The 22,999-nt window shown below is 62.6% G+C and carries 12 protein-coding genes, 2 tRNA genes and 3 rRNA genes; 14 read left to right on the top strand and 3 right to left on the bottom strand.

Annotated elements, in window-relative coordinates; all coding sequences use genetic code 11:
* The first annotated feature begins 15 nt into the window (after positions 1-15).
* From HLH45_RS04315 to bphP, 3 genes are all read left to right on the top strand, one after another.
* Positions 16-1,281 (top strand): TCR/Tet family MFS transporter, encoded by a 1,266-nt coding sequence (locus HLH45_RS04315; protein ID WP_008573228.1) that lies wholly within the window; start codon positions 16-18, stop codon positions 1,279-1,281.
* A gap of 99 nt (positions 1,282-1,380) precedes the next feature.
* Positions 1,381-1,974: a biliverdin-producing heme oxygenase gene (locus tag HLH45_RS04310; protein ID WP_008573226.1), complete on the top strand. Its 594-nt coding sequence runs from the start codon at positions 1,381-1,383 to the stop codon at positions 1,972-1,974.
* Positions 1,971-3,875: a bacteriophytochrome BphP gene (gene bphP, locus HLH45_RS04305; RefSeq protein WP_033478880.1), complete on the top strand. Its 1,905-nt coding sequence runs from the start codon at positions 1,971-1,973 to the stop codon at positions 3,873-3,875. Before HLH45_RS04310 ends, bphP begins: the two co-directional genes overlap by 4 nt.
* Positions 3,876-3,949: 74 nt before the next feature.
* On the opposite strand, the gene HLH45_RS04300 is transcribed toward bphP, so the two are convergent.
* Complete coding sequence (locus HLH45_RS04300; protein ID WP_033478882.1) at positions 3,950-5,131, bottom strand: benzoate/H(+) symporter BenE family transporter; 1,182 nt, start codon at positions 5,129-5,131, stop codon at positions 3,950-3,952.
* Between the two features lie 776 nt (positions 5,132-5,907).
* On the opposite strand from HLH45_RS04300, the gene HLH45_RS04295 reads away from it, so the two are divergent.
* The 8 genes from HLH45_RS04295 to HLH45_RS04260 all read left to right on the top strand — a co-directional run bounded on the left by HLH45_RS04295 (position 5,908) and on the right by HLH45_RS04260 (position 15,966).
* Positions 5,908-7,454: ribosomal RNA gene (locus HLH45_RS04295) — 16S ribosomal RNA — on the top strand.
* A gap of 95 nt (positions 7,455-7,549) precedes the next feature.
* A tRNA-Ala gene (locus tag HLH45_RS04290) sits at positions 7,550-7,625 on the top strand.
* An 18-nt stretch (positions 7,626-7,643) separates the two neighbouring features.
* Positions 7,644-7,720 (top strand) — tRNA-Ile (locus tag HLH45_RS04285).
* Between the two features lie 227 nt (positions 7,721-7,947).
* Positions 7,948-10,828, top strand: a 23S ribosomal RNA gene (locus HLH45_RS04280).
* Between the two features lie 127 nt (positions 10,829-10,955).
* A 5S ribosomal RNA gene (rrf, locus tag HLH45_RS04275) occupies positions 10,956-11,070 on the top strand.
* Together the 16S, 23S and 5S rRNA genes with 2 tRNA genes alongside form the textbook arrangement of a ribosomal RNA operon.
* Before the next feature lie 737 nt (positions 11,071-11,807).
* Positions 11,808-12,623 (top strand): bifunctional DNA-formamidopyrimidine glycosylase/DNA-(apurinic or apyrimidinic site) lyase, encoded by an 816-nt coding sequence (mutM, locus tag HLH45_RS04270; protein WP_008571924.1) that lies wholly within the window; start codon positions 11,808-11,810, stop codon positions 12,621-12,623.
* A 650-nt stretch (positions 12,624-13,273) separates the two neighbouring features.
* A complete protein-coding gene (locus HLH45_RS04265; protein WP_267884179.1) occupies positions 13,274-14,296 on the top strand; it encodes a DUF4380 domain-containing protein in 1,023 nt (340 codons plus the stop codon).
* Positions 14,297-14,364: 68 nt separating this feature from the next.
* The gene (locus HLH45_RS04260) at positions 14,365-15,966 is read left to right on the top strand and encodes an OpgD/OpgG family glucan biosynthesis protein (RefSeq protein ID WP_033478583.1); all 1,602 of its coding nucleotides are present in this window, start codon (positions 14,365-14,367) and stop codon (positions 15,964-15,966) included.
* Between the two features lie 130 nt (positions 15,967-16,096).
* Here HLH45_RS04260 and HLH45_RS04255 read toward each other — a convergent pair whose 3' ends face one another.
* Positions 16,097-17,341, bottom strand: a complete 1,245-nt coding sequence (locus HLH45_RS04255; protein ID WP_008571921.1) for a GAF domain-containing sensor histidine kinase — start codon at positions 17,339-17,341, stop codon at positions 16,097-16,099.
* Between the two features lie 427 nt (positions 17,342-17,768).
* Positions 17,769-18,398 (bottom strand): thymidine kinase, encoded by a 630-nt coding sequence (locus HLH45_RS04250; RefSeq protein WP_008571920.1) that lies wholly within the window; start codon positions 18,396-18,398, stop codon positions 17,769-17,771.
* A gap of 205 nt (positions 18,399-18,603) precedes the next feature.
* On the opposite strand from HLH45_RS04250, the gene rep reads away from it, so the two are divergent.
* The 3 genes from rep to HLH45_RS04235 all read left to right on the top strand — a co-directional run bounded on the left by rep (position 18,604) and on the right by HLH45_RS04235 (position 22,748).
* A complete protein-coding gene (rep, locus tag HLH45_RS04245) occupies positions 18,604-20,580 on the top strand; it encodes a DNA helicase Rep (protein WP_007971162.1) in 1,977 nt (658 codons plus the stop codon).
* 545 nt (positions 20,581-21,125) lie between these two features.
* A complete protein-coding gene (locus tag HLH45_RS04240; RefSeq protein WP_008571919.1) occupies positions 21,126-21,662 on the top strand; it encodes a GNAT family N-acetyltransferase in 537 nt (178 codons plus the stop codon).
* Between the two features lie 51 nt (positions 21,663-21,713).
* The gene (locus HLH45_RS04235; RefSeq protein ID WP_008571918.1) at positions 21,714-22,748 is read left to right on the top strand and encodes a DUF4272 domain-containing protein; all 1,035 of its coding nucleotides are present in this window, start codon (positions 21,714-21,716) and stop codon (positions 22,746-22,748) included.
* The last annotated feature ends 251 nt before the right edge of the window (positions 22,749-22,999 follow it).

The following is a 22,999-nucleotide window of genomic DNA, read 5'->3' as shown; positions in this document are numbered from 1 at the left end:
CAACTGCGCCGCGCGATGTCCCTCTCTCCCGATTCCGGTCCCGTCCCCGGGCGCCGCCGCGCCGCGCTGATCTTCATCTTCATCACCGTCCTGATCGACGTGCTGTCCTTCGGGGTGATCATTCCGGTACTTCCGGATCTGGTGCGCCACTTCACCGGCGGCGACTACGTGGTGGCCGCCGGCTGGATTGGCTGGTTCGGTTTCCTGTTCGCTGCCATCCAGTTCGTCTGCTCGCCGTTGCAGGGCGCGCTCTCCGATCGGTTCGGTCGCCGCCCGGTGATCCTGCTCTCGTGCCTGGGCCTGGGCCTGGACTTCATCCTGATGGCCATTGCCCACAGCCTGCCGATGCTGCTGCTGGCGCGGGTCATCTCCGGCGTGTGCTCGGCCAGCTTCTCCACCGCCAATGCCTACATCGCCGATGTCACCCCACCGGACAAACGCGCCGGCGCATTCGGCATGCTCGGTGCCGCCTTCGGCATCGGCTTTGTCGCCGGCCCGTTGATCGGGGGTTGGCTGGGCAGCATCGGGTTGCGCTGGCCGTTCTGGTTTGCCGCCGGGCTGGCCCTGTTGAACGTGCTGTATGGCTGGTTCGTGCTGCCCGAATCGCTGCCCGCCGAACGCCGTACCGCGCGGCTGGACTGGTCGCACGCCAATCCGCTGGGCGCGCTCAAGCTGCTGCGCCGCTACCCGCAGGTGTTCGGCCTAGCGTCGGTGGTGTTCCTGGCCAACCTGGCGCATTACGTGTATCCCAGCATTTTCGTGCTGTTCGCCGGCTACCAATACCATTGGGGCCCGCGCGAAGTGAGCTGGGTGCTGGCCGGGGTCGGTGTCTGCAGCATCATCGTCAATGCGTTGCTGGTCGGCCGCCTGGTGCGCCGGCTCGGCGAACGCCGCGCGTTGCTGCTGGGGCTGGGCTGCGGGGTGATCGGCTTCATCATCTATGGGCTGGCCGACAGCGGCACTGCCTTCCTGATCGGTGTACCCATCAGTGCGTTGTGGGCCATCGCCGCACCGTCCGCGCAGGCCCTGATCACCCGTGAGGTCGGCGCCGACGCGCAAGGTCGCGTGCAGGGCGCGCTCACCGGCCTGGTCAGCCTGGCCGGTATCGCCGGTCCATTGTTGTTCGCCAATGTCTTCGCCTGGTTCATCGGCAGCGGTGCACCGCTGCATCTGCCGGGCGCGCCGTGGTTGCTGGCCGCTGTGCTGCTGGCCGCAGGCTGGGGCATGGCCTGGAAACGGGCTGCGCGCGGCGCCGGCACCAGCCCCGCGGCGCAGCCGTGAAGCCAACCTATTCAGCTTGCGCTCGCGTCTGCTTTTTCTGATTTGCGCAGGCACTGCTAGGCTGGTGTCCTTCGTGCCGCGGCACCGCTTTGAGCTCCTATGGTTTCCGACGTCCTGGCAGTTCCGCCATCGGCTGCGCTCGCACTGCGCCACGCCACCCAGGATGCCCATCGCCTGGTCGAAGCAGTGCCGCTGATGCAGGCGTTAGCGCAGGGGCGGGTCGATTCGGCCGCCTATGTGCAGATCCTGCGCCGCCACCATGCCTTGCTGAGCGGCTTCGAAGCGCAACTCGGCAACTGGCTGGCCACCCTGGTCGGCAACGGCTGGCATTACCGCCGTCGGGTGCCGGCACTGCGCGATGACCTGCGCGCGCTCGGCCAGCAACCGGATCTGCCGGCCGCACTGCCCGCCACTGCCGACGATGCCGCGCGCTGGGGCATGTTGTACGTCATCGAAGGCTCGCAGCTCGGTGGACGGGTGATCGCACGCAGCGTGCGCAAGCAGCAGCCCGCGCTGGCCGGCGCCCTGCGCTATTTCGAGATGGCCGACGACGACCCGGCCGGCTGGCGCCGCTTCCAGGCAGCGCTGGACCGACGCCTGGCCACCCCATCCGCACGCGACGCCGCCATCGACGGCGCGCAGGCCATGTTCGCCCACTTCCATACCTGCCTCGCAGCGGAGCCACAGCCGTGAATCAGTCCACCGAACCTCTGGACATGGATGTCTGCGCGCGGGAACCGATCCATATTCCCGGCCTGATCCAGCCTTACGGCGTGTTGCTGGTGATCGAACCGGCCGATGGCCGCATCGTGCAGGCCAGCAGCACCGCCGCCGATCTGCTCGGCGTGCCGATGGATGCCCTGCTGGGCATGCCGTACACCCAGGTGCTGGAACTGCCCGATGCGCAACCATTTGCAGTAGACGATCAACCGCAGCACCTGCTGCACGCCGATGTGCGCTTCCCGCAGCGCAGCGCGCCGACCGATCATCCCTGGGTGGCCGCCTGGCATCTATATCCGGAGCAATGGCTGATTGAAATCGAGCCGCGCGACGCGCGCCTGATGGATGTCACCCTGCGCGAAGCGCTGCCGCTGTTGCGCAGCATCGAGCGCGATGCGGGCATCAACGAAGCGGCGGTGCGCGCGGCCAAGGGCCTGCGCAGCATGATCGGCTTCGACCGGGTGATGGTCTATCGCTTCGACGAAGAGTGGAATGGCGACGTCATCGCCGAAGCGCGCCAGCCCGAACTGGAAGCCTATCTGGGCCTGCATTACCCGGCCAGCGACATCCCGGCGCAGGCACGCGCGCTGTACCTGCGCAACCGCGTGCGCCAGATCGCCGATGTGCGGTACCAGCCGTCGCCGATCCAGCCCACCTTGCATCCGCGCCTGGGCACCCCGGTGGATCTGAGCGATGTCAGCCTGCGCAGCGTCTCGCCGGTGCACTTGGAATACCTGGCCAACATGGGCGTCAGCGCCACCCTGGTGTCCTCGATCGTGGTCAACGATGCGCTCTGGGGGCTGATTTCCTGTCACCACTACAGCCCGCACTTCACCAGCCATGCCATGCGCGATGCCACCGATGCGGTGACCCGCGCGCTGGCCGGGCGCATCGGCGCGCTACAGGCGGTGGGGCGGGCGCGGCTGGAGTCGGTGCTGCTCACCATCCGCGAAAAGCTGATCACCGACTTCAACGACGCCGAGCACCTGACCGTGGACATGCTCGCCGACATGGCCCCGGACCTGATGGACGTGGTCGACGCCGATGGCGTGGCAATCTTCCACGGCAACGAAATCAGCCGTCATGGCAGCGTGCCGGATGCAGAGGCGTTGCGCCGCATCCGCGACCACATCGAATCCGAGCATCACGACGCCCTGCGCGAGGATGCGGTCGGTGCCCTGCATGTGGACGCCATCGGCGAGGTGTTCCCTGAGCTGGCCGACCTCGCTCCGCTGGCCGCCGGCTTCATCTTCGTGCCGCTGATGCCGCAATCGCGTAGCGCCCTGTTGTGGACCCGCCGCGAGCAGGTGCAGCAGGTCAAATGGGCCGGCAACCCGCAGCTGGCCAAGCTGCAGGACATCCCCAATTCGCGGCTGTCGCCACGCAAGAGTTTCGATCTGTGGCAGCAGACCGTGCGCGGCCGCGCACGGCGCTGGTCGCCGCTGCATCTGGAGTCGGCGCGCAGCCTGCGCGTGCTGATCGAACTGATGGAACGCAAGCGCTTCCAGCAGGATTTCACCCTGCTCGAAGCCTCGCTGTCGCGGCTGCGCGACGGGGTGGCCATCATCGAACGTGGCGCCAACGCCGCTGCGCACCGGCTGATGTTCGTCAACCCGGCGTTCGCCGAACTCAGCCAGACCGAAGTGGCCGAGTTGATCGGTTGCGACATCCTCGCTTTGCTGGCCGACGATGCCGCACGTGGCAAGGTCGAACTGTTCGAAGAGGCGCTACGCCTGGGTCGCGCCGCCTATGTCACCTTGCCGCTGCGCACCCGCGATGGTGCACCGGTGTATCGCCAGTTCCATCTCGAACCCTTGCCCAGCCCCAGCGGCGTCACTGCGCACTGGCTGCTGCAGTTGCGCGACCCGGAGTAAGAGCGCTGCGATCACCGGCAGGCGGCCAGCGCATGCGTCTGCCGCACTTGGTGCTCCATCAGCGGGCACGCACGCTAAGGCGCTGGCTTCGTCCGCAATGCCAGCAATGTGATCGTTCCGGCCACCAGGCCCCAGAACGCCGCGCCGATCCCGACCAGCGTCAGCCCGGAGGCGGTGACCAGAAAGGTGATCAACGCCGCTTCGCGTTCGCTGTCCTCGCGCAATGCCGCCGCCAGGCTATTGCCGATGGTGCCTAGCAGCGCGATCCCGGCAATGGCCATCACCAGTTCACGCGGGAAGGCCGCAAACACCGCTGCCACGGTCGCACCGAACAACCCGACCAGCAGGTAGAACACGCCGGCGCTGACCGCAGCGGTGTAGCGCCGCGCTGGATCCTCATGCGCTTCGCGACCCATGCAGATCGCCGCCGTAATCGCCGCCAGATTCAATGCAAAGCCACCGAACGGGGCCAGCACCGCATTGACCGCACCGATCCAGCCGACCGTCGGTGAGATCGGCACCGCATAGCCGGACGCCCGGATCACTGCCACGCCCGGCACGTTCTGCGAGGCCATGGTCACCACGAACAACGGAATCGCCAGGCCGAACAGCGCCGCCCACGATAGCGACGGCACTACCAGCACCGGGTGGGCCAGTTGCAACTGCACCGCCTCCAACTGCAGCAGCCCGCCGCTGGCAGCCATCGCAATACCCACCAACAAGGTCGCAATCACCGCATAGCGCGCGAACCAGCGCCGCCCGCCCAGGTAGGTCGCCAACATCGCCAGCGCCAGCAACAGCTGGCTCTGCATCGCCACAAAGATGTCCAGGCCGAAGCGCAACAACACGCCGGCCAGCATCCCGGAGGCAAGCGAGACCGGAATCCGCCGGATCGCGCGTTCGAACAATCCCGAAAACCCGGCCACCATCCCCAGCACCGCGGCCACCACAAATGCACCGACCGCTTCGCCCAACGGCACTCCGGCCGCACTGCCGATCAGCATCGCTGCGCCCGGCGTGGACCAGGCCGTGACCACCGGCACGCGGTAGCGCAGCGACAAGCCGATACACGTCACGCCCATGCCAATGCCCAGTGCCCACATCCACGATGCAATTTGCGCCTGGTCGGCGCCCAGATGGCGCGCGGCCTCAAATACGATCACCGCAGAGCTGGCGAACCCCACCAGCACGGTGACAAACCCGGCGGCAATCGCGGGCAGGGATAGATCGCGAAGCAGATTGCGGGAAGCGGGCATGAGGGCGCTCTCTGTCTGGTACATGCATTTTCATCGAGCCAACCCGCGATCGATACCGCACCGTTACGCCTCCGGGTGTCGATCAATGAGCCTGCAGCCTGCAGCCTGCAGCCTGCAGCCTGCAGCCTGCATGCGTGCGGGACGTGGTGAGAGTGCGCAATCGCGTGCCGTATCCGGGTGGATACAGGTCGATGTCATGCCAGTGTCAAAAAGTGCTTGCACTTCTGCGTGGTCTCGATAAACTGCGCGGCCTCGCTCAGGACAGCGGCGCTTCTCGAAGCATCGCAACAACGAACGAGGCGAATCGGAAACATCACAAGGTGTTGACGAAACGAAAAAGCCGGCTATGATGGGCGGCTCGCTACACGGAAAGACGCTACGGCGGATTGAGGTGCAGCGGCGGCAACTTCCTCTTCACGAGGGGTTGACGAGGGTGAAAAGCCTGCTAATATGGCCGGCTCGCTTCGCAGAAAACCTTCGGGTTCAAACGAAGCAGCGTCAACCGCCTCGAAATGAGGTGTTGACGGCAAGAAAAAGTCCGCTATAATGGGCGGCTCGCTTCGACGGAAACAACGAAGCTGACGGGAACGGCGCTGAGGCCACTTCCCCATGTTCTTTGACAGTGTGCGCAGGTAATTTGTGCGGACGCCTGCAGGAAGGATGATTGTCCATCTTGCAGACGTTTAATCAAGCAACATATTAATTGCTTTGCAAGCGATAAGTTGCCAGTGGTTGGACTTCTGCAGCTAAAGTATTTGCCTTCGGGCATGTAATTTTAAGTGAAGAGTTTGATCCTGGCTCAGAGTGAACGCTGGCGGCAGGCCTAACACATGCAAGTCGAACGGCAGCACAGTAAGAGCTTGCTCTTATGGGTGGCGAGTGGCGGACGGGTGAGGAATACATCGGAATCTACTCTTTCGTGGGGGATAACGTAGGGAAACTTACGCTAATACCGCATACGACCTACGGGTGAAAGCGGAGGACCTTCGGGCTTCGCGCGGTTGAATGAGCCGATGTCGGATTAGCTAGTTGGCGGGGTAAAGGCCCACCAAGGCGACGATCCGTAGCTGGTCTGAGAGGATGATCAGCCACACTGGAACTGAGACACGGTCCAGACTCCTACGGGAGGCAGCAGTGGGGAATATTGGACAATGGGCGCAAGCCTGATCCAGCCATGCCGCGTGGGTGAAGAAGGCCTTCGGGTTGTAAAGCCCTTTTGTTGGGAAAGAAAAGCAGTCGGTTAATACCCGATTGTTCTGACGGTACCCAAAGAATAAGCACCGGCTAACTTCGTGCCAGCAGCCGCGGTAATACGAAGGGTGCAAGCGTTACTCGGAATTACTGGGCGTAAAGCGTGCGTAGGTGGTGGTTTAAGTCTGTTGTGAAAGCCCTGGGCTCAACCTGGGAATTGCAGTGGATACTGGATCACTAGAGTGTGGTAGAGGGTAGCGGAATTCCCGGTGTAGCAGTGAAATGCGTAGAGATCGGGAGGAACATCCGTGGCGAAGGCGGCTACCTGGACCAACACTGACACTGAGGCACGAAAGCGTGGGGAGCAAACAGGATTAGATACCCTGGTAGTCCACGCCCTAAACGATGCGAACTGGATGTTGGGTGCAATTTGGCACGCAGTATCGAAGCTAACGCGTTAAGTTCGCCGCCTGGGGAGTACGGTCGCAAGACTGAAACTCAAAGGAATTGACGGGGGCCCGCACAAGCGGTGGAGTATGTGGTTTAATTCGATGCAACGCGAAGAACCTTACCTGGTCTTGACATCCACGGAACTTTCCAGAGATGGATTGGTGCCTTCGGGAACCGTGAGACAGGTGCTGCATGGCTGTCGTCAGCTCGTGTCGTGAGATGTTGGGTTAAGTCCCGCAACGAGCGCAACCCTTGTCCTTAGTTGCCAGCACGTAATGGTGGGAACTCTAAGGAGACCGCCGGTGACAAACCGGAGGAAGGTGGGGATGACGTCAAGTCATCATGGCCCTTACGACCAGGGCTACACACGTACTACAATGGTAGGGACAGAGGGCTGCAAACCCGCGAGGGCAAGCCAATCCCAGAAACCCTATCTCAGTCCGGATTGGAGTCTGCAACTCGACTCCATGAAGTCGGAATCGCTAGTAATCGCAGATCAGCATTGCTGCGGTGAATACGTTCCCGGGCCTTGTACACACCGCCCGTCACACCATGGGAGTTTGTTGCACCAGAAGCAGGTAGCTTAACCTTCGGGAGGGCGCTTGCCACGGTGTGGCCGATGACTGGGGTGAAGTCGTAACAAGGTAGCCGTATCGGAAGGTGCGGCTGGATCACCTCCTTTTGAGCATGACGTCATCGTCCTGTCGGGCGTCCTCACAAATTACCTGCATTCAGAGATGCGTATCGGCACAGGCCGGTATGCGAAAGTCCCATCATGGGGCCTTAGCTCAGCTGGGAGAGCACCTGCTTTGCAAGCAGGGGGTCGTCGGTTCGATCCCGACAGGCTCCACCATTTGAGTGAAACGACTTTGGGTCTGTAGCTCAGGTGGTTAGAGCGCACCCCTGATAAGGGTGAGGTCGGTGGTTCGAGTCCTCCCAGACCCACCACTCTGAATGTAGTGCACACTTAAGAATTTATATGGCTCAGCGTTGAGGCTGAGACATGTTCTTTTATAACTTGTGACGTAGCGAGCGTTTGAGATATCTATCTAAACGTGTCGTTGAGGCTAAGGCGGGGACTTCGAGTCCCTAAATAATTGAGTCGTATGTTCGCGTTGGTGGCTTTGTACCCCACACAACACGGCATATGACCCTGAGGCAACTTGGGGTTATATGGTCAAGCGAATAAGCGCACACGGTGGATGCCTAGGCGGTCAGAGGCGATGAAGGACGTGGTAGCCTGCGAAAAGTGTCGGGGAGCTGGCAACAAGCTTTGATCCGGCAATATCCGAATGGGGAAACCCACTGCTTCGGCAGTATCCTGCAGTGAATTCATAGCTGCTGGAAGCGAACCCGGTGAACTGAAATATCTAAGTAACCGGAGGAAAAGAAATCAACCGAGATTCCCTAAGTAGTGACGAGCGAACGGGGAGCAGCCCTTAAGCTGGAATGGCTTTAGAAAAACAATCTGGAAAGATTGGCCATAGAAGGTGATAGCCCTGTATTTAAAAGGGCCACTCCAGTGAAGACGAGTAGGGCGGGGCACGTGAAACCCTGTCTGAATATGGGGGGACCATCCTCCAAGGCTAAATACTCCTGACCGACCGATAGTGAACCAGTACCGTGAGGGAAAGGTGAAAAGAACCCCGGAGAGGGGAGTGAAATAGATCCTGAAACCGTGTGCGTACAAGCAGTAGGAGCTCGCAAGAGTGACTGCGTACCTTTTGTATAATGGGTCAGCGACTTACTGTTCGTGGCAAGCTTAACCGTATAGGGGAGGCGAAGGGAAACCGAGTCTGATAAGGGCGCATAGTCGCGGGCAGTAGACCCGAAACCGGGTGATCTAGTCATGGCCAGGGTGAAGGTGCCGTAACAGGTACTGGAGGCCCGAACCCACGTCTGTTGCAAAAGACGGGGATGAGCTGTGATTAGGAGTGAAAAGCTAATCGAACCCGGAGATAGCTGGTTCTCCTCGAAAGCTATTTAGGTAGCGCCTCATATGTATCCTCTCGGGGGTAGAGCACTGTTATGGCTAGGGGGTCATCGCGACTTACCAAACCATTGCAAACTCCGAATACCGAGACGGACTGTATGGGAGACACACGGCGGGTGCTAACGTCCGTCGTGAAAAGGGAAACAACCCAGACCCACAGCTAAGGTCCCAAATTCACTGCTAAGTGGAAAACGATGTGGAAAGGCATAGACAGCCAGGAGGTTGGCTTAGAAGCAGCCACCCTTTAAAGAAAGCGTAATAGCTCACTGGTCGAGTCGGTCTGCGCGGAAGATTTAACGGGGCTAAGCAGTGAACCGAAGCTTGGGGTGCATAAAACTTGTTTTATGCGCGGTAGAGGAGCGTTCCGTAAGCCTGCGAAGGTGGATTGAGAAGTCTGCTGGAGGTATCGGAAGTGCGAATGCTGACATGAGTAACGATAATGCGGGTGAAAAGCCCGCACGCCGAAAGCCCAAGGTTTCCTTGCGCAACGTTAATCGACGCAGGGTTAGTCGGTCCCTAAGGCGAGGGCGAAAGCCGTAGTCGATGGGAAGCAGGTTAATATTCCTGCACCTCGCGTGAGTGCGATGGAGGGACGGAGAAGGTTAGGTGTACCGGGCGTTGGTTGTCCCGGGGAAAGGCGGTAGGTTTGGATCTTTGGCAAATCCGGGATCCTTTAAGACCGAGCACCGAGACGAGCCTTTATGGCGAAGTCACTGATACCACGCTTCCAGGAAAAGCTCCTAAGCTTCAGCTCACGAAGACCGTACCGTAAACCGACACAGGTGGGTAGGATGAGAATTCTCAGGCGCTTGAGAGAACTCGGGTGAAGGAACTAGGCAACATGGCACCGTAACTTCGGGAGAAGGTGCACCCTTTTTGGTGGCTCGTGCGAGCTATAGCTGAAGAGGGTCGCAGAAACCAGGCCGCTGCGACTGTTTATCAAAAACACAGCACTCTGCAAACACGAAAGTGGACGTATAGGGTGTGACGCCTGCCCGGTGCTGGAAGGTTAATTGATGGGGTCAGCCGCAAGGCGAAGCTCTTGATCGAAGCCCCAGTAAACGGCGGCCGTAACTATAACGGTCCTAAGGTAGCGAAATTCCTTGTCGGGTAAGTTCCGACCTGCACGAATGGCGTAACGACAGCGGCGCTGTCTCCACCCGAGACTCAGTGAAATTGAAATCGCTGTGAAGATGCAGCGTTCCCGTGGCAAGACGGAAAGACCCCGTGAACCTTTACTATAGCTTTACACTGAACGTTGAGTTCGTCTGTGTAGGATAGGTGGGAGGCTATGAAACTGTGGCGCTAGCTGCAGTGGAGCCATCCTTGAAATACCACCCTGTCGTGCTTGACGTTCTAACCTAGGTCCGTTATCCGGATCAGGGACCGTGTATGGTGGGTAGTTTGACTGGGGCGGTCTCCTCCTAAAGAGTAACGGAGGAGCACGAAGGTACGCTCAGCGCGGTCGGACATCGCGCACTGTGTGCAAAGGCATAAGCGTGCTTGACTGCAAGATCGACGGATCAAGCAGGTACGAAAGTAGGTCTTAGTGATCCGGTGGTTCTGTATGGAAGGGCCATCGCTCAACGGATAAAAGGTACTCCGGGGATAACAGGCTGATACCGCCCAAGAGTTCATATCGACGGCGGTGTTTGGCACCTCGATGTCGGCTCATCACATCCTGGGGCTGTAGTCGGTCCCAAGGGTATGGCTGTTCGCCATTTAAAGTGGTACGCGAGCTGGGTTCAGAACGTCGTGAGACAGTTCGGTCCCTATCTGCCATGGGCGTTGGAAGTTTGAGAGGGGCTGCTCCTAGTACGAGAGGACCGGAGTGGACGAACCTCTGGTGTTCCGGTTGTCACGCCAGTGGCATTGCCGGGTAGCTATGTTCGGAAGCGATAACCGCTGAAAGCATCTAAGCGGGAAGCGCGCCTCAAGATGAGACTTCCCGGGGCACAAGCCCCCTAAAGGAACCATGTAGACTACGTGGTTGATAGGTCAGGTGTGTAAGTACAGCAATGTATTGAGCTAACTGATACTAATGATCCGTGCGGCTTGACCATATAACCTCAAGTTGCCTTGGTCCCAACGAACGTTGGTAGATCATCAAATGCAAGCTACGTCACAAGTTAACTCTGCGAGACTGGGCGCCTTGATCCGTTTCTTGGATGGCGACGCTCCAACCGTCTCCCTGGTGAAATTAGCGCTGTGGAACCACCCGATCCCATCCCGAACTCGGAAGTGAAACGCAGCTGCGCCGATGGTAGTGTGGCTCAAGCCATGCGAGAGTAGGTCATCGCCAGGGGCTTTACCCCGAAACCCTCAGTCCAAACGGACTGAGGGTTTCTTTTTTGCGCAAGCGCTGGGCTGCGCCGCGCGTAAATGCGCCTTGCATTCCGCCCCGCTTGCCGACCGGTACCGATGTCGTGCTGTGCGTGCAGTACCGCTCGCCACACAAGCCACGCGCTCATCTCTTGGAGAAAAGGGCGCGATCCATCTGTTGGCCAAATAACCTGCCTGGCCAATGCCAGATGCACGGTGCGGCACTCGCTGGAGCCGATAACAGACATCGCCCATGACAGCCTCGCTCGGCCGACGTCCTAGTGCGCATATCCTAGCTACAAAGAACGGCCTGGAGCGGATCGATCACGGCATCAGTGATGGGCCCCACATCCTTGGTGAGACAAGACGCAAGGAGGACGTTTCACATATCCAGTCCCAGAAACTGGATCGCCAACGCAGGGCTCAGCATTACATCGCTGCGCCATTGATCGGCTCCACGCGGTGCAGTCGAAGAACGCGTAGATGCGAGCCAGAAACGCAAGGGCCGCCGCTGCGAAAGATCAGCAGGTCACGTCGAAACGAATCGTGATCCGATATCTTCAGTTCACGGTATGACGTGGAAGTAGCGCTTCTATCAGGCGGGCAAGGCAGGGATAGACCAGCGATGGCACGCCGGCAGCGTCGCATTGATTGCATTTGAGTGTTTCGACCCCATTAGCTGCCTTGCCGGTATGTGACCGGCGCTTGTTGGATGCGCTGATGCCCGAGTTGCCCGAGGTCGAAACGACGTTGCGTGGCCTGTCGCCGCATCTGGTTGGGCAGCGGATCCATGGCGTGATCCTGCGTCGGCCCGATTTGCGCTGGCCGATTCCCGAGCAGATCGAGCGCTTGCTCCCCGGCGCTACCATTACCAACGTGCGCCGACGCGCGAAATATCTGTTGATCGATACAGATGCGGGCGGCAGCGCGCTGTTGCATCTGGGGATGTCCGGAAGTCTGCGGGTGCTGCCAGGCGACACCCTGCCGCGGGCGCATGACCATGTGGATATCAGTCTGCAGAACGGGCGCGTGCTGCGCTTCAACGATCCGCGTCGCTTTGGCTGCCTGCTGTGGCAATCCGGCACACAAACCCATGAGTTGCTCGCTGCGCTTGGTCCAGAACCATTATCGGACGCATTTACTGGCGATTATCTCCACGCACTGGCACAAGGGCGGCGTGCCGCCGTCAAAACCTTTTTGATGGATCAGGCCGTGGTTGTCGGGGTTGGAAATATCTACGCTGCCGAAAGCCTGCATCGGGCGGGAATCAGTCCGCTGCGCGAGGCGGGAAAAGTGTCGCTGGCGCGGTATCGGCGTCTGGCTGACGCAGTGAAAGACATCCTGGCGTATGCCATCCAACGCGGCGGGACTACCTTGCGCGACTTCATCAGCCCGGATGGTGCGCCTGGCTATTTCGAGCAGGAACTCTCTGTGTACGGGCGCGAAGGCGAGGCCTGCAAGCAATGTGGGCGGGTGTTGAAGCACGCGACGATTGGTCAACGCGCCACGGTGTGGTGCGGGAGCTGTCAGCGATAAGCGCGATATCGCGCCGACGCGGTGTTTGAGCACTGGTACTCTCGCGATCGTGTCACGATCGTTGCCGCGCAAGTCACAACAAAGCGACTCCGAGCAACTCTCCATATGGCTCGCCTGCGGGCGTGCTACACGCGTCTGCTCTGCGCAATGCTGTGACGGTCGACGCGGCTCTCTTGGGCACCGTAGCTTTCGGCATGCACTGGCTGGTTGCGACGCATGCGGTCGGGCCGCCCGAGACTACTGAATCGATCGCTGTACCGCACCCGTAAAGCGGCCAGCTAGCTGCAAGAATTCTCGCGATCGTTACGCTCGCTCTGGATACCGGCATCGGGCGTGCGCTCCAACCTGCATGCATGTCCGGGCGCAGGTGCCGACCGCACGGAAACCCTCTTCTGCTCGAGTCCGTCGAGAGTGCTCAGCGCCCAACGTGGCCAGTTCTCCAGGCAAACATAGTGCGACATCGCACCTGAGCTGCAGCGGAGGTGCAGCAAGCAGCCGCGAGCAGCGGTGTCCTGGTGTCCAGGTAGGCGGCGGGCCACAATCGTGAAGTCCTCATGTGGAAGCGCTGTATGTCCAGCCCCCGACAGCTTGTCATTCCTCTGATCCTTATCGGTGCATGTGCGCTGGTAGCGATGCCGTCGACCGGCGCGATGACGCCCTCTTCGAGCGCGGCAGCTGCCGTAGAGCGTCTCCACTTGAAGACCAACGCGATAGAGCTGAGCGTCACGCCGGCATTTGGCGGGCGCGTGCTGTCGTTCCATCTGCGCGGCCAGCCCAACGTGTTGAAGGTCGGTGCGGCAGTGGAGCAACAGCCTGCGCCCGAGGTGTCGGCCACTGCGGGGGATATTCCCTATTTCGGCCATGATGTGTGGGTCGGGCCGCAGAGTCAGTGGTGGTTGCACCAGCAGCTCAACCACGAGCGTCAGGCGGCGGCCGCGGTGTGGCCGCCGGATCCGTATCTGTCCCTGGCGCAGACGCGCGTCAGCATACGTCGTCATGACATGGTGGAATTTGAAGGGGTGCCCAGCCCGCTGACCGGGGTGCAATTGCGCAAGCAGATCAAACGTTCTGCAGCGCGTGCGGACACCGTCGACATCCAGGCCAGCGCACGCAATATCCGCGCGCAGCCAATTGCCTGGGATCTTTGGTTCAATACGCGGGTTGCGGCAACGACGCGGGTGTTTGTGCCCGTTGCCGCTGCTGCGGATATCCGGCTGCAGCCGCCGCGCGAGCCCGGCACGATTGCGCCGCGCTATCAGCATGAGCGCGGCCTGCTCGCGCTGCGCGCCGATACGCGTCCAGACCAATTGATCCAGCGCGGCAAGCTATTGCTGCAGCCGTCGGCAGGATGGATGGCCGGGTTCGCAGGCGGGCAGGTCTTGGTGATTCGCTTCGCGCATCAACCGCTGTCGGCGATCCATCCCGAGCAAGGCCAGGTGGAGTTGTATCTGGATGCGCCACCCCGGCATCCGGAACAGGGATTGCTGGAAATGGAGGTGCACGCGCCGTATCGGCAGCTTGCGCCAGGTGCGCAAATGCAGGCACAGGAGCAGTGGACGCTGCTGCGCTATACCGGGCCGGATGAGGAACAGGCGCAGCGGCGGTTCCTTTGCAGCCACGCCAACGCGCTGGCGCTGGCCAATGCGTGCGATGCGTCGCCTGCGCCTCGCTGAGATGCGCATTCACGTCGATGCCGGGCTGTGGCTATGATGTCGCCCATTCCCTGACCAGATCGATGCGCATGCAACGACGCCACTTCCTGAAGAATGCTGCTGCCGCATTGGCCGCGCTCGGTTTGCCGACGTTGCCGCAGTGGGCGCTGGCGGCCAAGGCCGTTGGCCTGCGTCGACTCGGGCAACCGCAACCCTTCGACTACGCCTGGTTGAAAGGGCAGGCGCGCGCGCTGGCGAAGGCGCCTTACAAAAGTCACAAGCAGGTATTGCCGGGGCCGCTTGAGGCGCTGAACTGGGATCAGTATCAGTCCATCCGCTACCGCCAGGACCACGCGTTGTGGGCCGATGGCAACGGCAAATTCCAGGCCAAGTTCTTCCACCTGGGACTGTATTTCCATACCCCGGTGCACATTTACGACATCGTCGATGGCAAGGCACAGCAACTGGCCTACGACCCGGCGGCATTCGATTACGGCCGCAGCGGGCTGGGCGGCAAGCAATTGCCAAAGGATCTGGGCTTTGCCGGTTTCCGGCTCAACACACGCAAGGACACCGAACGCGACTTCTCGGCATTCCTGGGTGCAAGCTATTTCCGTGCGGTCGGCAAGGAAGGCCAGTATGGGCAGTCGGCACGCGGGCTGGCCATCGATACCGGTACCGGCGGGCCGGAAGAGTTTCCGGATTTCATCGCCTATTACCTGGAGCAGCCGGCCGACGATTCGGACACGGTGGTGGTGTACGGCTTGCTGGATTCGCCCAGCGTTGCCGGCGCGTACCGCTTCGCCATCACCAATGGCGATGTGCTGCTGATGGATATCGACAGCGCGCTGTACCCACGCAAGGCGATCGAGCGGCTGGGTATCGGCCCGTGCACCAGCATGTACCAGGTCGGCGAAAACGATAACCGGATGGACTGGGATTGGCGTCCGGAAATTCACGACACCGATGGCCTGGCGATGTGGACCGGCGGCGGCGAATGGATCTGGCGCCCGTTATGCAACCCGCCGCATCTGCGTTTCAACATGTTCGTCGACGAGAACCCGCGTGGGTTCGGGCTGCTGCAGCGCGACCGCAACTTCGACCATTACCAGGACGATGGCGTGTTTTACGAAAAGCGCCCGTGCCTGTGGGTGGAACCCAAGAGTGGTTGGGGCAAGGGCTCGGTGCAGCTGGTCGAGATTCCGACCGTGGACGAGACCTTCGACAACATCGTGGCGTTCTGGAACCCGCAAGCCAAGCCGCAGCCGGGGCAGGAACTGCTGATGGGCTACCGGCTGTACTGGGGCGCGCAGCCGCCGGCCAGCTCGCCGTTGGCGCATTGCGTGGCGACCCGAACCGGCCTCGGCGGCATCGTCGGGCAAAAACGCAGCCATTTCTCCTGGCGCTTTGCGGTGGATTTTGCCGGCGGCGAACTGGCCGCGCTGGCGAAGGACCCAAAGGCCAAGGTGGAGGCGGTGTTGCAGGTGTCGCGCGGCACCACTGAAATCGTGTCGGCGCGCCCGCTGCACGAGCTCAAGGGCTATCGGGCGATGTTCGACCTGGTGCCGCCGGACGAGGGCACCCAGCAGATCGATATCCGCCTGTATCTGCGCGCCAATGGCAAACCGCTCACCGAAACCTGGTTGTACCAGTGGACGCCGCCGCCGCCGAGCGAGCGCAAGATTTACTGAGAAGCGCCGGGCGGGGCGGCCGGCGACGCTTGTTGCGGGCATCGGGGGGCCAGCTGCGGCATGCAGCATGCGGTTGGAGCGCCATCTGTTGGCGGACGTGTTTGCGGACGATCGTCGCTGCGTGAGGCACTCAGGCCGGCGCCGAGGTGCCGACCAGGTGCAGTCGTCCGCGCGGACGTGTGCAGGCCAGCTCCACGCGGAAGCAGGTGCCGTCCTTGCCGCTGATGATGCGTAATTCGCCTTGATGGGCCTTTGCGATCTGCGCTGCCATATGCAGGCCCAGATCGACATCCGGTAGCGCACGTCCGCCGGTATGCACATGGGTGGAAGCGTGCAGCACATCCAGCCGCCGTGGATCGATCCCATCCAGATTGCAGACTTCGATGCGTAGCCGGCCATGTTCGGTGACCGCGACCGCCTTGATCAGCGAACTTTGCGGCCCTTGCACGACGGCGTTGATCATCAGGCTGCCGAACATCTGCGCCAGCCGGATCGCATCGCCGTGCACCGGCTCGTCGATGGCCACATGCGTGGACAGCACCTGGTTGGGGTAGGCGGCGCGGGTTTCGTCCACGACCTGGGAGAGTGCATCGAGCAGGTCGCTCCCGTCGCCGTAGTCCAGCTGCAACCAATCGAGTTCGATGCCGCGAGCGAAATCGCAGGCGAAATCGATCAGTTCTTCCATGCGCCGCAGGCTACGCTGCAGCGAGCGGATGGAGCTGCCGTAGCGATGGTCGAGTTGGTCGATGGACAGCATATCCACCACCGCATGCATGGACTGCAATGGGTTGCGCAGGTCGTGCCCGAGAATGCCGATGAATTCTTCGCGCAAGCGCGCCGAGGCGCCAACACGGCCCAGTTCGCTGCGGGCGCGCCGCGATTCCAGCGCGCTTTCTTCGGCGCGTTGCTCGGCCTGGATCTGTGCGGCCAGCAACTGTGCGAGCAGTTCGACCTTTTCCACCAGCGGTGCGTCCATGACGCGCGGCTGCGGATCCAGCGCGCACAAGGTGCCGAACACGCTGCCATCGTCGAACCTGATCGGCACCGAGACGTAGCTCTCGAAGCCGTAGAGCCGCGGCGAGGGATGATCGCGGTAGACCGGGTCATCCGATGCGTGCCCGAACCACACCGCATTGCCTTTTACCCGTACGCTGTCGCAAAACGTGGTGGCCAGCGGAAGTTCGTCGCCCGGACGCAGGCCAAAGGACAGTGCATCGTGCACCTGGCAGGTGATCCAGCGCGCGTCGGTGACGCGGGCGACGGCGGCAAATCCCATCCCGGTCAGGCGGGTGAGCACGCTCAACACGTCGGCGACCGAGGAGAGCCGGCCAACACGCGCGATATCGGCGCGCAAGGCGGGAGGCAGTGGATCCATGAGTGCCTCCAAAGAGTGGACGCTTGCCAGTTTACAGGACCGCGGTTGCGCCCGGTTGCGTGGTGCGCCGCTGTCTCACAGGCGCCACGATACGCCTGTCTGACGGCGCCCGCGACGCCGGCGTGACCGCATGCCCGCACGGGTTTAGCAACGCCTGCAAAGCGTATAGAGCGTGGCCGGCGGTCGCGGCTGGCTGTCGACGAACGCGGTGCCGCACCGTGTGCTGATGTGTGGTTGTAGCCGCTGGCGCCAGTGCGGCGGTGAGCGTTTGGTGTTGGCGAACGACCAACGGCGATGTGCAAACCCCTGCTTCCAGCGCAATACCGCAGCGCGAACGAGGATGCGCGCACACGCTGCTCCGGGCAGTGCTGTCCTGGATGCACCACGGCAGCGCGGATGGCCGCGAGTGCGTTACCAGGCCCCGGCGCTAGGCGACGGGCAGCGGCAAGGCGATCTGCAGCGGATCGATGCGGCCTTCGCCACGCATGATCTTCTTGAACTCGGCCCGGCTGACCGACACATAGCGCTCGTTGCCGCCGATCTCCACCTGCGGGCCGTCCTGCACCGCGTGCCCGTGTGCATCCACGCGGACGGTCATGGTGGCCTTGCTGCCGCTGTGGCAGATGGTCTTGATTTCTTCCAGCTCGTCGGCCCAGGCCAGCAGGAACTGGCTGCCCTCGAACAACTCGCCACGAAAATCGGTACGCAAGCCGTAACACAGCACCGGAATCCGCAGCCGGTCGACCACCTCGCTCAACTGCCAGACCTGCGCGCGGCCGAGGAATTGCGCTTCGTCCACCAGCACGCAATGCAACGCGCCGTCGTTGTGGATGTCGCGTTCGACCAGCTGCTGCAACTCGGTGTCGCGCTCGAAGATACGCCCGTCCGCGCGCAAGCCGATCCGCGAGGCGACCACGCCGCTGCCGGCGCGGTGGTCGAGCTTGGGCGTGAGGATCAGCGTGCGCATGCCGCGCTCGCGGTAGTTGTGCGCCGATTGCAGCAAGGTGGTGGTCTTGCCGGCATTCATCGCCGAATAGTAGAAATAGAGCTTGGCCATCGGGCGATTTTACCGGGCCAGGCAGCAGGATGCGGCGCCTGTGTGTGCTGCGCTGGCGCGGTCGGGCGGGGTCGACGCCTGCCGTCGAGCGTGTGGGAGCAGCCTCCGGTTGTGGGCAGGGCTAGCCGCACTGGAGACATGAATCCATCGCGTCGGCCAGCCGTAGGCAGCCCCGGTACAATGGCGCGCTCTGTCGGAAGCCTCTATGTACGGTCTCAATCCCCCGCAAAGCGCCGCCGTGCTGCACTGCGAAGGTCCCCTGTTGGTGCTGGCCGGCGCCGGCAGCGGCAAGACGCGCGTGATCGTGGAAAAGATCGCGCATCTGATCGCCATCGGCCGCTATCCGGCCAAGCGGATCGCCGCGATCACCTTCACCAACAAATCCGCCAAGGAAATGCGCGAGCGTGTGGCCAAACGCATTCGCGGCGACGGTGCCGACGGCCTGACGATCTGCACCTTCCACGCACTGGGCCTGAAGTTTCTGCAGATCGAGCACGCCGCCGCCGGTTTGAAGCGCGGCTTTTCGATCTTCGATTCGGACGATGCCGCCGCGCAGATCAAGGACCTGATGCATGGTGCCAAGCCCGATGCGATCGAAGATGCCAAGAACCTGATCTCGCGCGCGAAGAATGCCGGCCTGTCGCCGGAGCAGGCGATGGCGGCCGCACGCAGCACCCGCGAAAAGGAAGCGGCCAGCTTGTACGAGCGCTACCAGGCGCGGCTGACCACCTTCAACGCAGTGGACTTCGACGACCTGATCCGTCTGCCGGTGCAGATCCTGGAAGCCAACGAAGACATCGTGATGGGCTGGCGCGAGCGCATCGGCTACCTGCTGGTGGACGAGTGCCAGGACACCAACGATGCGCAGTACCGGCTGCTGAAGATGCTGGCCGGGCCGCGCGGCAACTTCACCTGCGTGGGCGACGACGACCAGAGCATCTATGCCTGGCGCGGCGCCAATCCGGAAAACCTGCAGCAGATGGCGCGCGATTATCCGGCTCTGGAAATCATCAAGCTGGAACAGAACTACCGCTGCTCCAATCGTGTGCTGCGTGCGGCCAACGCGTTGATCGCGCACAACCCGCACGAGCATTTGAAGACCTTGTGGAGCGACCAGGCCGACGGCGAGCGCATCCGCGTGTGGGAATGCCGCGACAGCGAGCACGAAGCCGAAAAGGTCGCCGCGGAGATCTCGTTCCTGGGTACCGCCAAGCAGGTGCCGTGGAGCGACTTCTGCATTCTGTTCCGTGGCAATTTTCAATCGCGGCCGCTGGAAAAAGCGCTGCAGCTGTTGCGCGTGCCGTATCACCTCACCGGTGGTACCGCGTTTCTGGAGCGGCAGGAGGTCAAGGACTTGCTGTCGTGGTTGCGGTTGATCGTCAACCCGGATGACGACGCGGCGTTCTTGCGTGCCGTGCAGTCGCCCAAGCGCGAAGTCGGTGCGACCTCGCTGGCGCGTCTTGCCGAACTTGCCAGCGCCAAGTCGGTACCGATGTCGCGCGCAGCCGAGTCGATGGGCGCCTTGCAGCATTTACCGCCACGCGCAGCCAACGGTTTGAGTGCGTTTACCGACATCCTGCGCGATATGCGCGAGCACTCGTCCAGCATGCCGGCCGGCGAGCTGGTGCGCCTGCTGGCCGACAAGTCCGGTTTGCTCAACGACCTGCGCAATCAATCGAAAGACGAGACCGGCTTCCAGCGGCGCAAGCGCAATCTGGACGAGCTGGCCGAGTGGTTCGAAGGTGGTCCGCGCGGTGCAAGCGCCAGCGATCTGGCTGCGCAGTTGGCGTTGCTGTCGCGCAACGACAAGGACGATGGCGGCAACCAGGTGCGCATGATGACCATGCATGCGTCCAAGGGACTGGAATTCCGCTATGTCTTCATCGTCGGCTGCGAGGACGGCGTGCTGCCGCACGAAGTGAGCCTGGAAGAAGGCAATCTGCAGGAAGAGCGCCGCCTGCTGTACGTGGGCATCACCCGCGCCAAGGAGCAGCTGTGGATGAGTCACAGCAAGCTGACGCGCAAGTTCGGTGAGCATGTGCGACTGAAGCCGAGCCGGTTTTTCGATGAGATTCCGGCCGAAGAACTGCAGCGCGATGGTGCCGACCCGGTGGCCGACGCCGAGCGCAAGAAGGAACGCGCCAGTGCGGGATTGGCTGCGATCCAGGCATTGTTCGACTGAGTTTTCCTGAGCCGCGCGGGCAGCTGCGCCACGTGCATCAACAGGTGAGCCTGGCAGGCAAGACGGCGCTGGGCGCCTGCCGGAGGCACTGCGGGTGAGTGCGTGGCACACATCGGTTGCCAGGCGTGCCTGACGCTGAGCCTCCCGGGCCGGCTGCCCTGCGCGGCACGCGTGCGCAAGGATGGAGCGCATCGTGAACGTCTCGGCCGTGATGCGCTGGCGGTCAGGTGCGCATCGATGCGCAGTCTTGCCGCTCGACGTGCGTACTACGCGCTGCAGCACGCGACCTGCAACAGACGTGGAACAGCCTGGCATGCAGGCCCGGCATGATCGCCCGCGCCGTCGCTGGCACGGCCCAAGGCTGAAGCGTTGCTGGCCAGCCAAGCGAGCGGTCAACGCGCCGGTGGCGCACGCCAGTTGCACCAGCCCAACGGAGTGATATCGCCAACCGTGCGGGTACTGCAGCGTGGCCATGCGTGCAGTCGTCAGTCTTGTCAGTGCCACTGCCGCACGGCAGTCTGAGGTTCCCGCCAACGGAGTGCGCCGTGACCGTCATCCTCGAAACCGCACGCGTGCGCTTGCGTCTGCTCGATCCCGAGCGCGATGCCGAGGCGATGCTGGCGCTGGTCAACGATCCTGCGTTCATCGCCGGCATCAACGACCGCAGTATCCGCACCCGCGAGCAGGCGCGCGAGCATGTGCGCGAATGGGCGCAGGCGCATCAGCAACAACACGGTTTCGCGCACTGGGCGCTGGAAACGCGCGAGGCAGGCACCTTCATGGGCACCTTGGGCCTGTTGTGCCGCGAGACCTTGCCGGTGCCGCATATCGGTTTTGCGCTGTTGCCCGCGTATCGCGGCAAGGGCTACGTGACCGAAGCCGGGCGCGCGGTGCTGGAGCATGCACGCCAGGTACTGGGATTGACGCAGGTGTGCGCGATCGTCTCGCCAGGCAATGCGGAGTCGATCCGCGCGCTGGAAGCACTGGGGCTGCGCTATGAGAGCCTGCGGGTGCTGAGTCCCGGCACCGAGGCCGTGGCGTACTACACGATCGACCTCGGCCCTGGTGGCGTGGACAGCTGAGCAGCGCTGCGTCACCCTGCCGGCTGTTTTCCACCGCACAGGGAGGCCTGCATGGCACTGTTGGTCAACGCCTATTCCACGCTACGCACGCCCCTGTGGCCGGACTTCCTGCCGCAGACTGCCGTGCAGCATCGCGACCACGCCGACCCGGAACTGGCCGCGCATCTGCACGGCTTTGTCGGCTATGTGAATCAGGCCGGCGATGGCCAGATGACCCAGGCGCGCTATCACCTGATGCGGCATGTGCAGCGGGTGCGGCAGCACTTCAGCTTCGAGGTGGACGATGCGGACGTCGGCGCGCTGGCGCAGTGGGCCGAGCACGCCAATGCGGTGTGTTTCCTGGCCGATGGCAGCGTGCGCGACCCGCAGGGGCGGGTGCTGATCAGCCAGGGCGAGCCGGCCATCGACGACGATGCGCAGGTACCGTATCCGCCCGATGCGTTGCAGCGGCGCGCGCAGCAACTTTCCGTGCTGGCCGCGCAAGGCATCCGCGTGCCGCCCAGCCTGCCGCCGGTGCCCGGCGAGGCCGAAGCGCGCGTGCGCGATGCGGCAGTCGTCAGTCGACGCATGCTGGCGTTGTTTGCGGTGGCGCTGCGTGCAGAGATCATGGCCGCTGGCGATACGCCGCCGTCGCTGGACGAGGTGGAGACGCGTCTTCCCGGCGTGGCAGATGCGCTGTCGCCGCAGGAGCGCGCCTTCTTCGCCCAGCCAGCGCCGGATGCGCAGGCGCTGGCCAACTTCGGCTGGCGTTACGAAAGCCTGGCCGTGCTGCAATGGGCCTTGGGGCTGGCCGACACGCTGCCGGACCCCAACGCGCTGTGCGATGTACCCCTGGTTGCACAGCGCGCGCTGGACAACGCACAAGCTGCCGAGCGCCCGACGCCGGCGCGACGCCCGCTCGCCGAGCTGCTGGACACGCTGGACCGCCACCTGCGCCTGCACTGGGCGGTCCGCCAGGCCGGCCAATCCGGTCAGCCGGTCCCCGCCGGCATCGTGCCGGGCGTGGTGTATGAGCGGCATTACGCGCTCAATTGGCTACTGCACTTTGAAGATGCCGAGTGGGACGAGGTGGACACGCCGACCTGACGCTGGCGTGCCCCGACCCCGACGTTCGTGCGCGGGCAGCGCTTGCACCGACGCGGCAGGACTGGCCGGTGCATCCATCCAACACGCGCACACACTGACATCGTGCGGCCGGGCGACAAGACCGTGCGGGTCTTGCAGGCGATGCCGCATGCCTCTGCGTGCCGTGGTGCGTATCGGGCGATCCGGCAACTGCCGGGTCACCCAAGGCAGCTGACGTCGATGCTGCCGCACACCTGCCGCGCTGCCGCTAC

Origin of the sequence: Xanthomonas euvesicatoria (assembly GCF_013112235.1) — a bacterium.
In the GTDB taxonomy this organism is placed as follows: domain Bacteria; phylum Pseudomonadota; class Gammaproteobacteria; order Xanthomonadales; family Xanthomonadaceae; genus Xanthomonas; species Xanthomonas euvesicatoria.
Note: the sequence above shows the minus strand (reverse complement) of the source record. Positions and strands in the feature narration are given on the sequence as shown.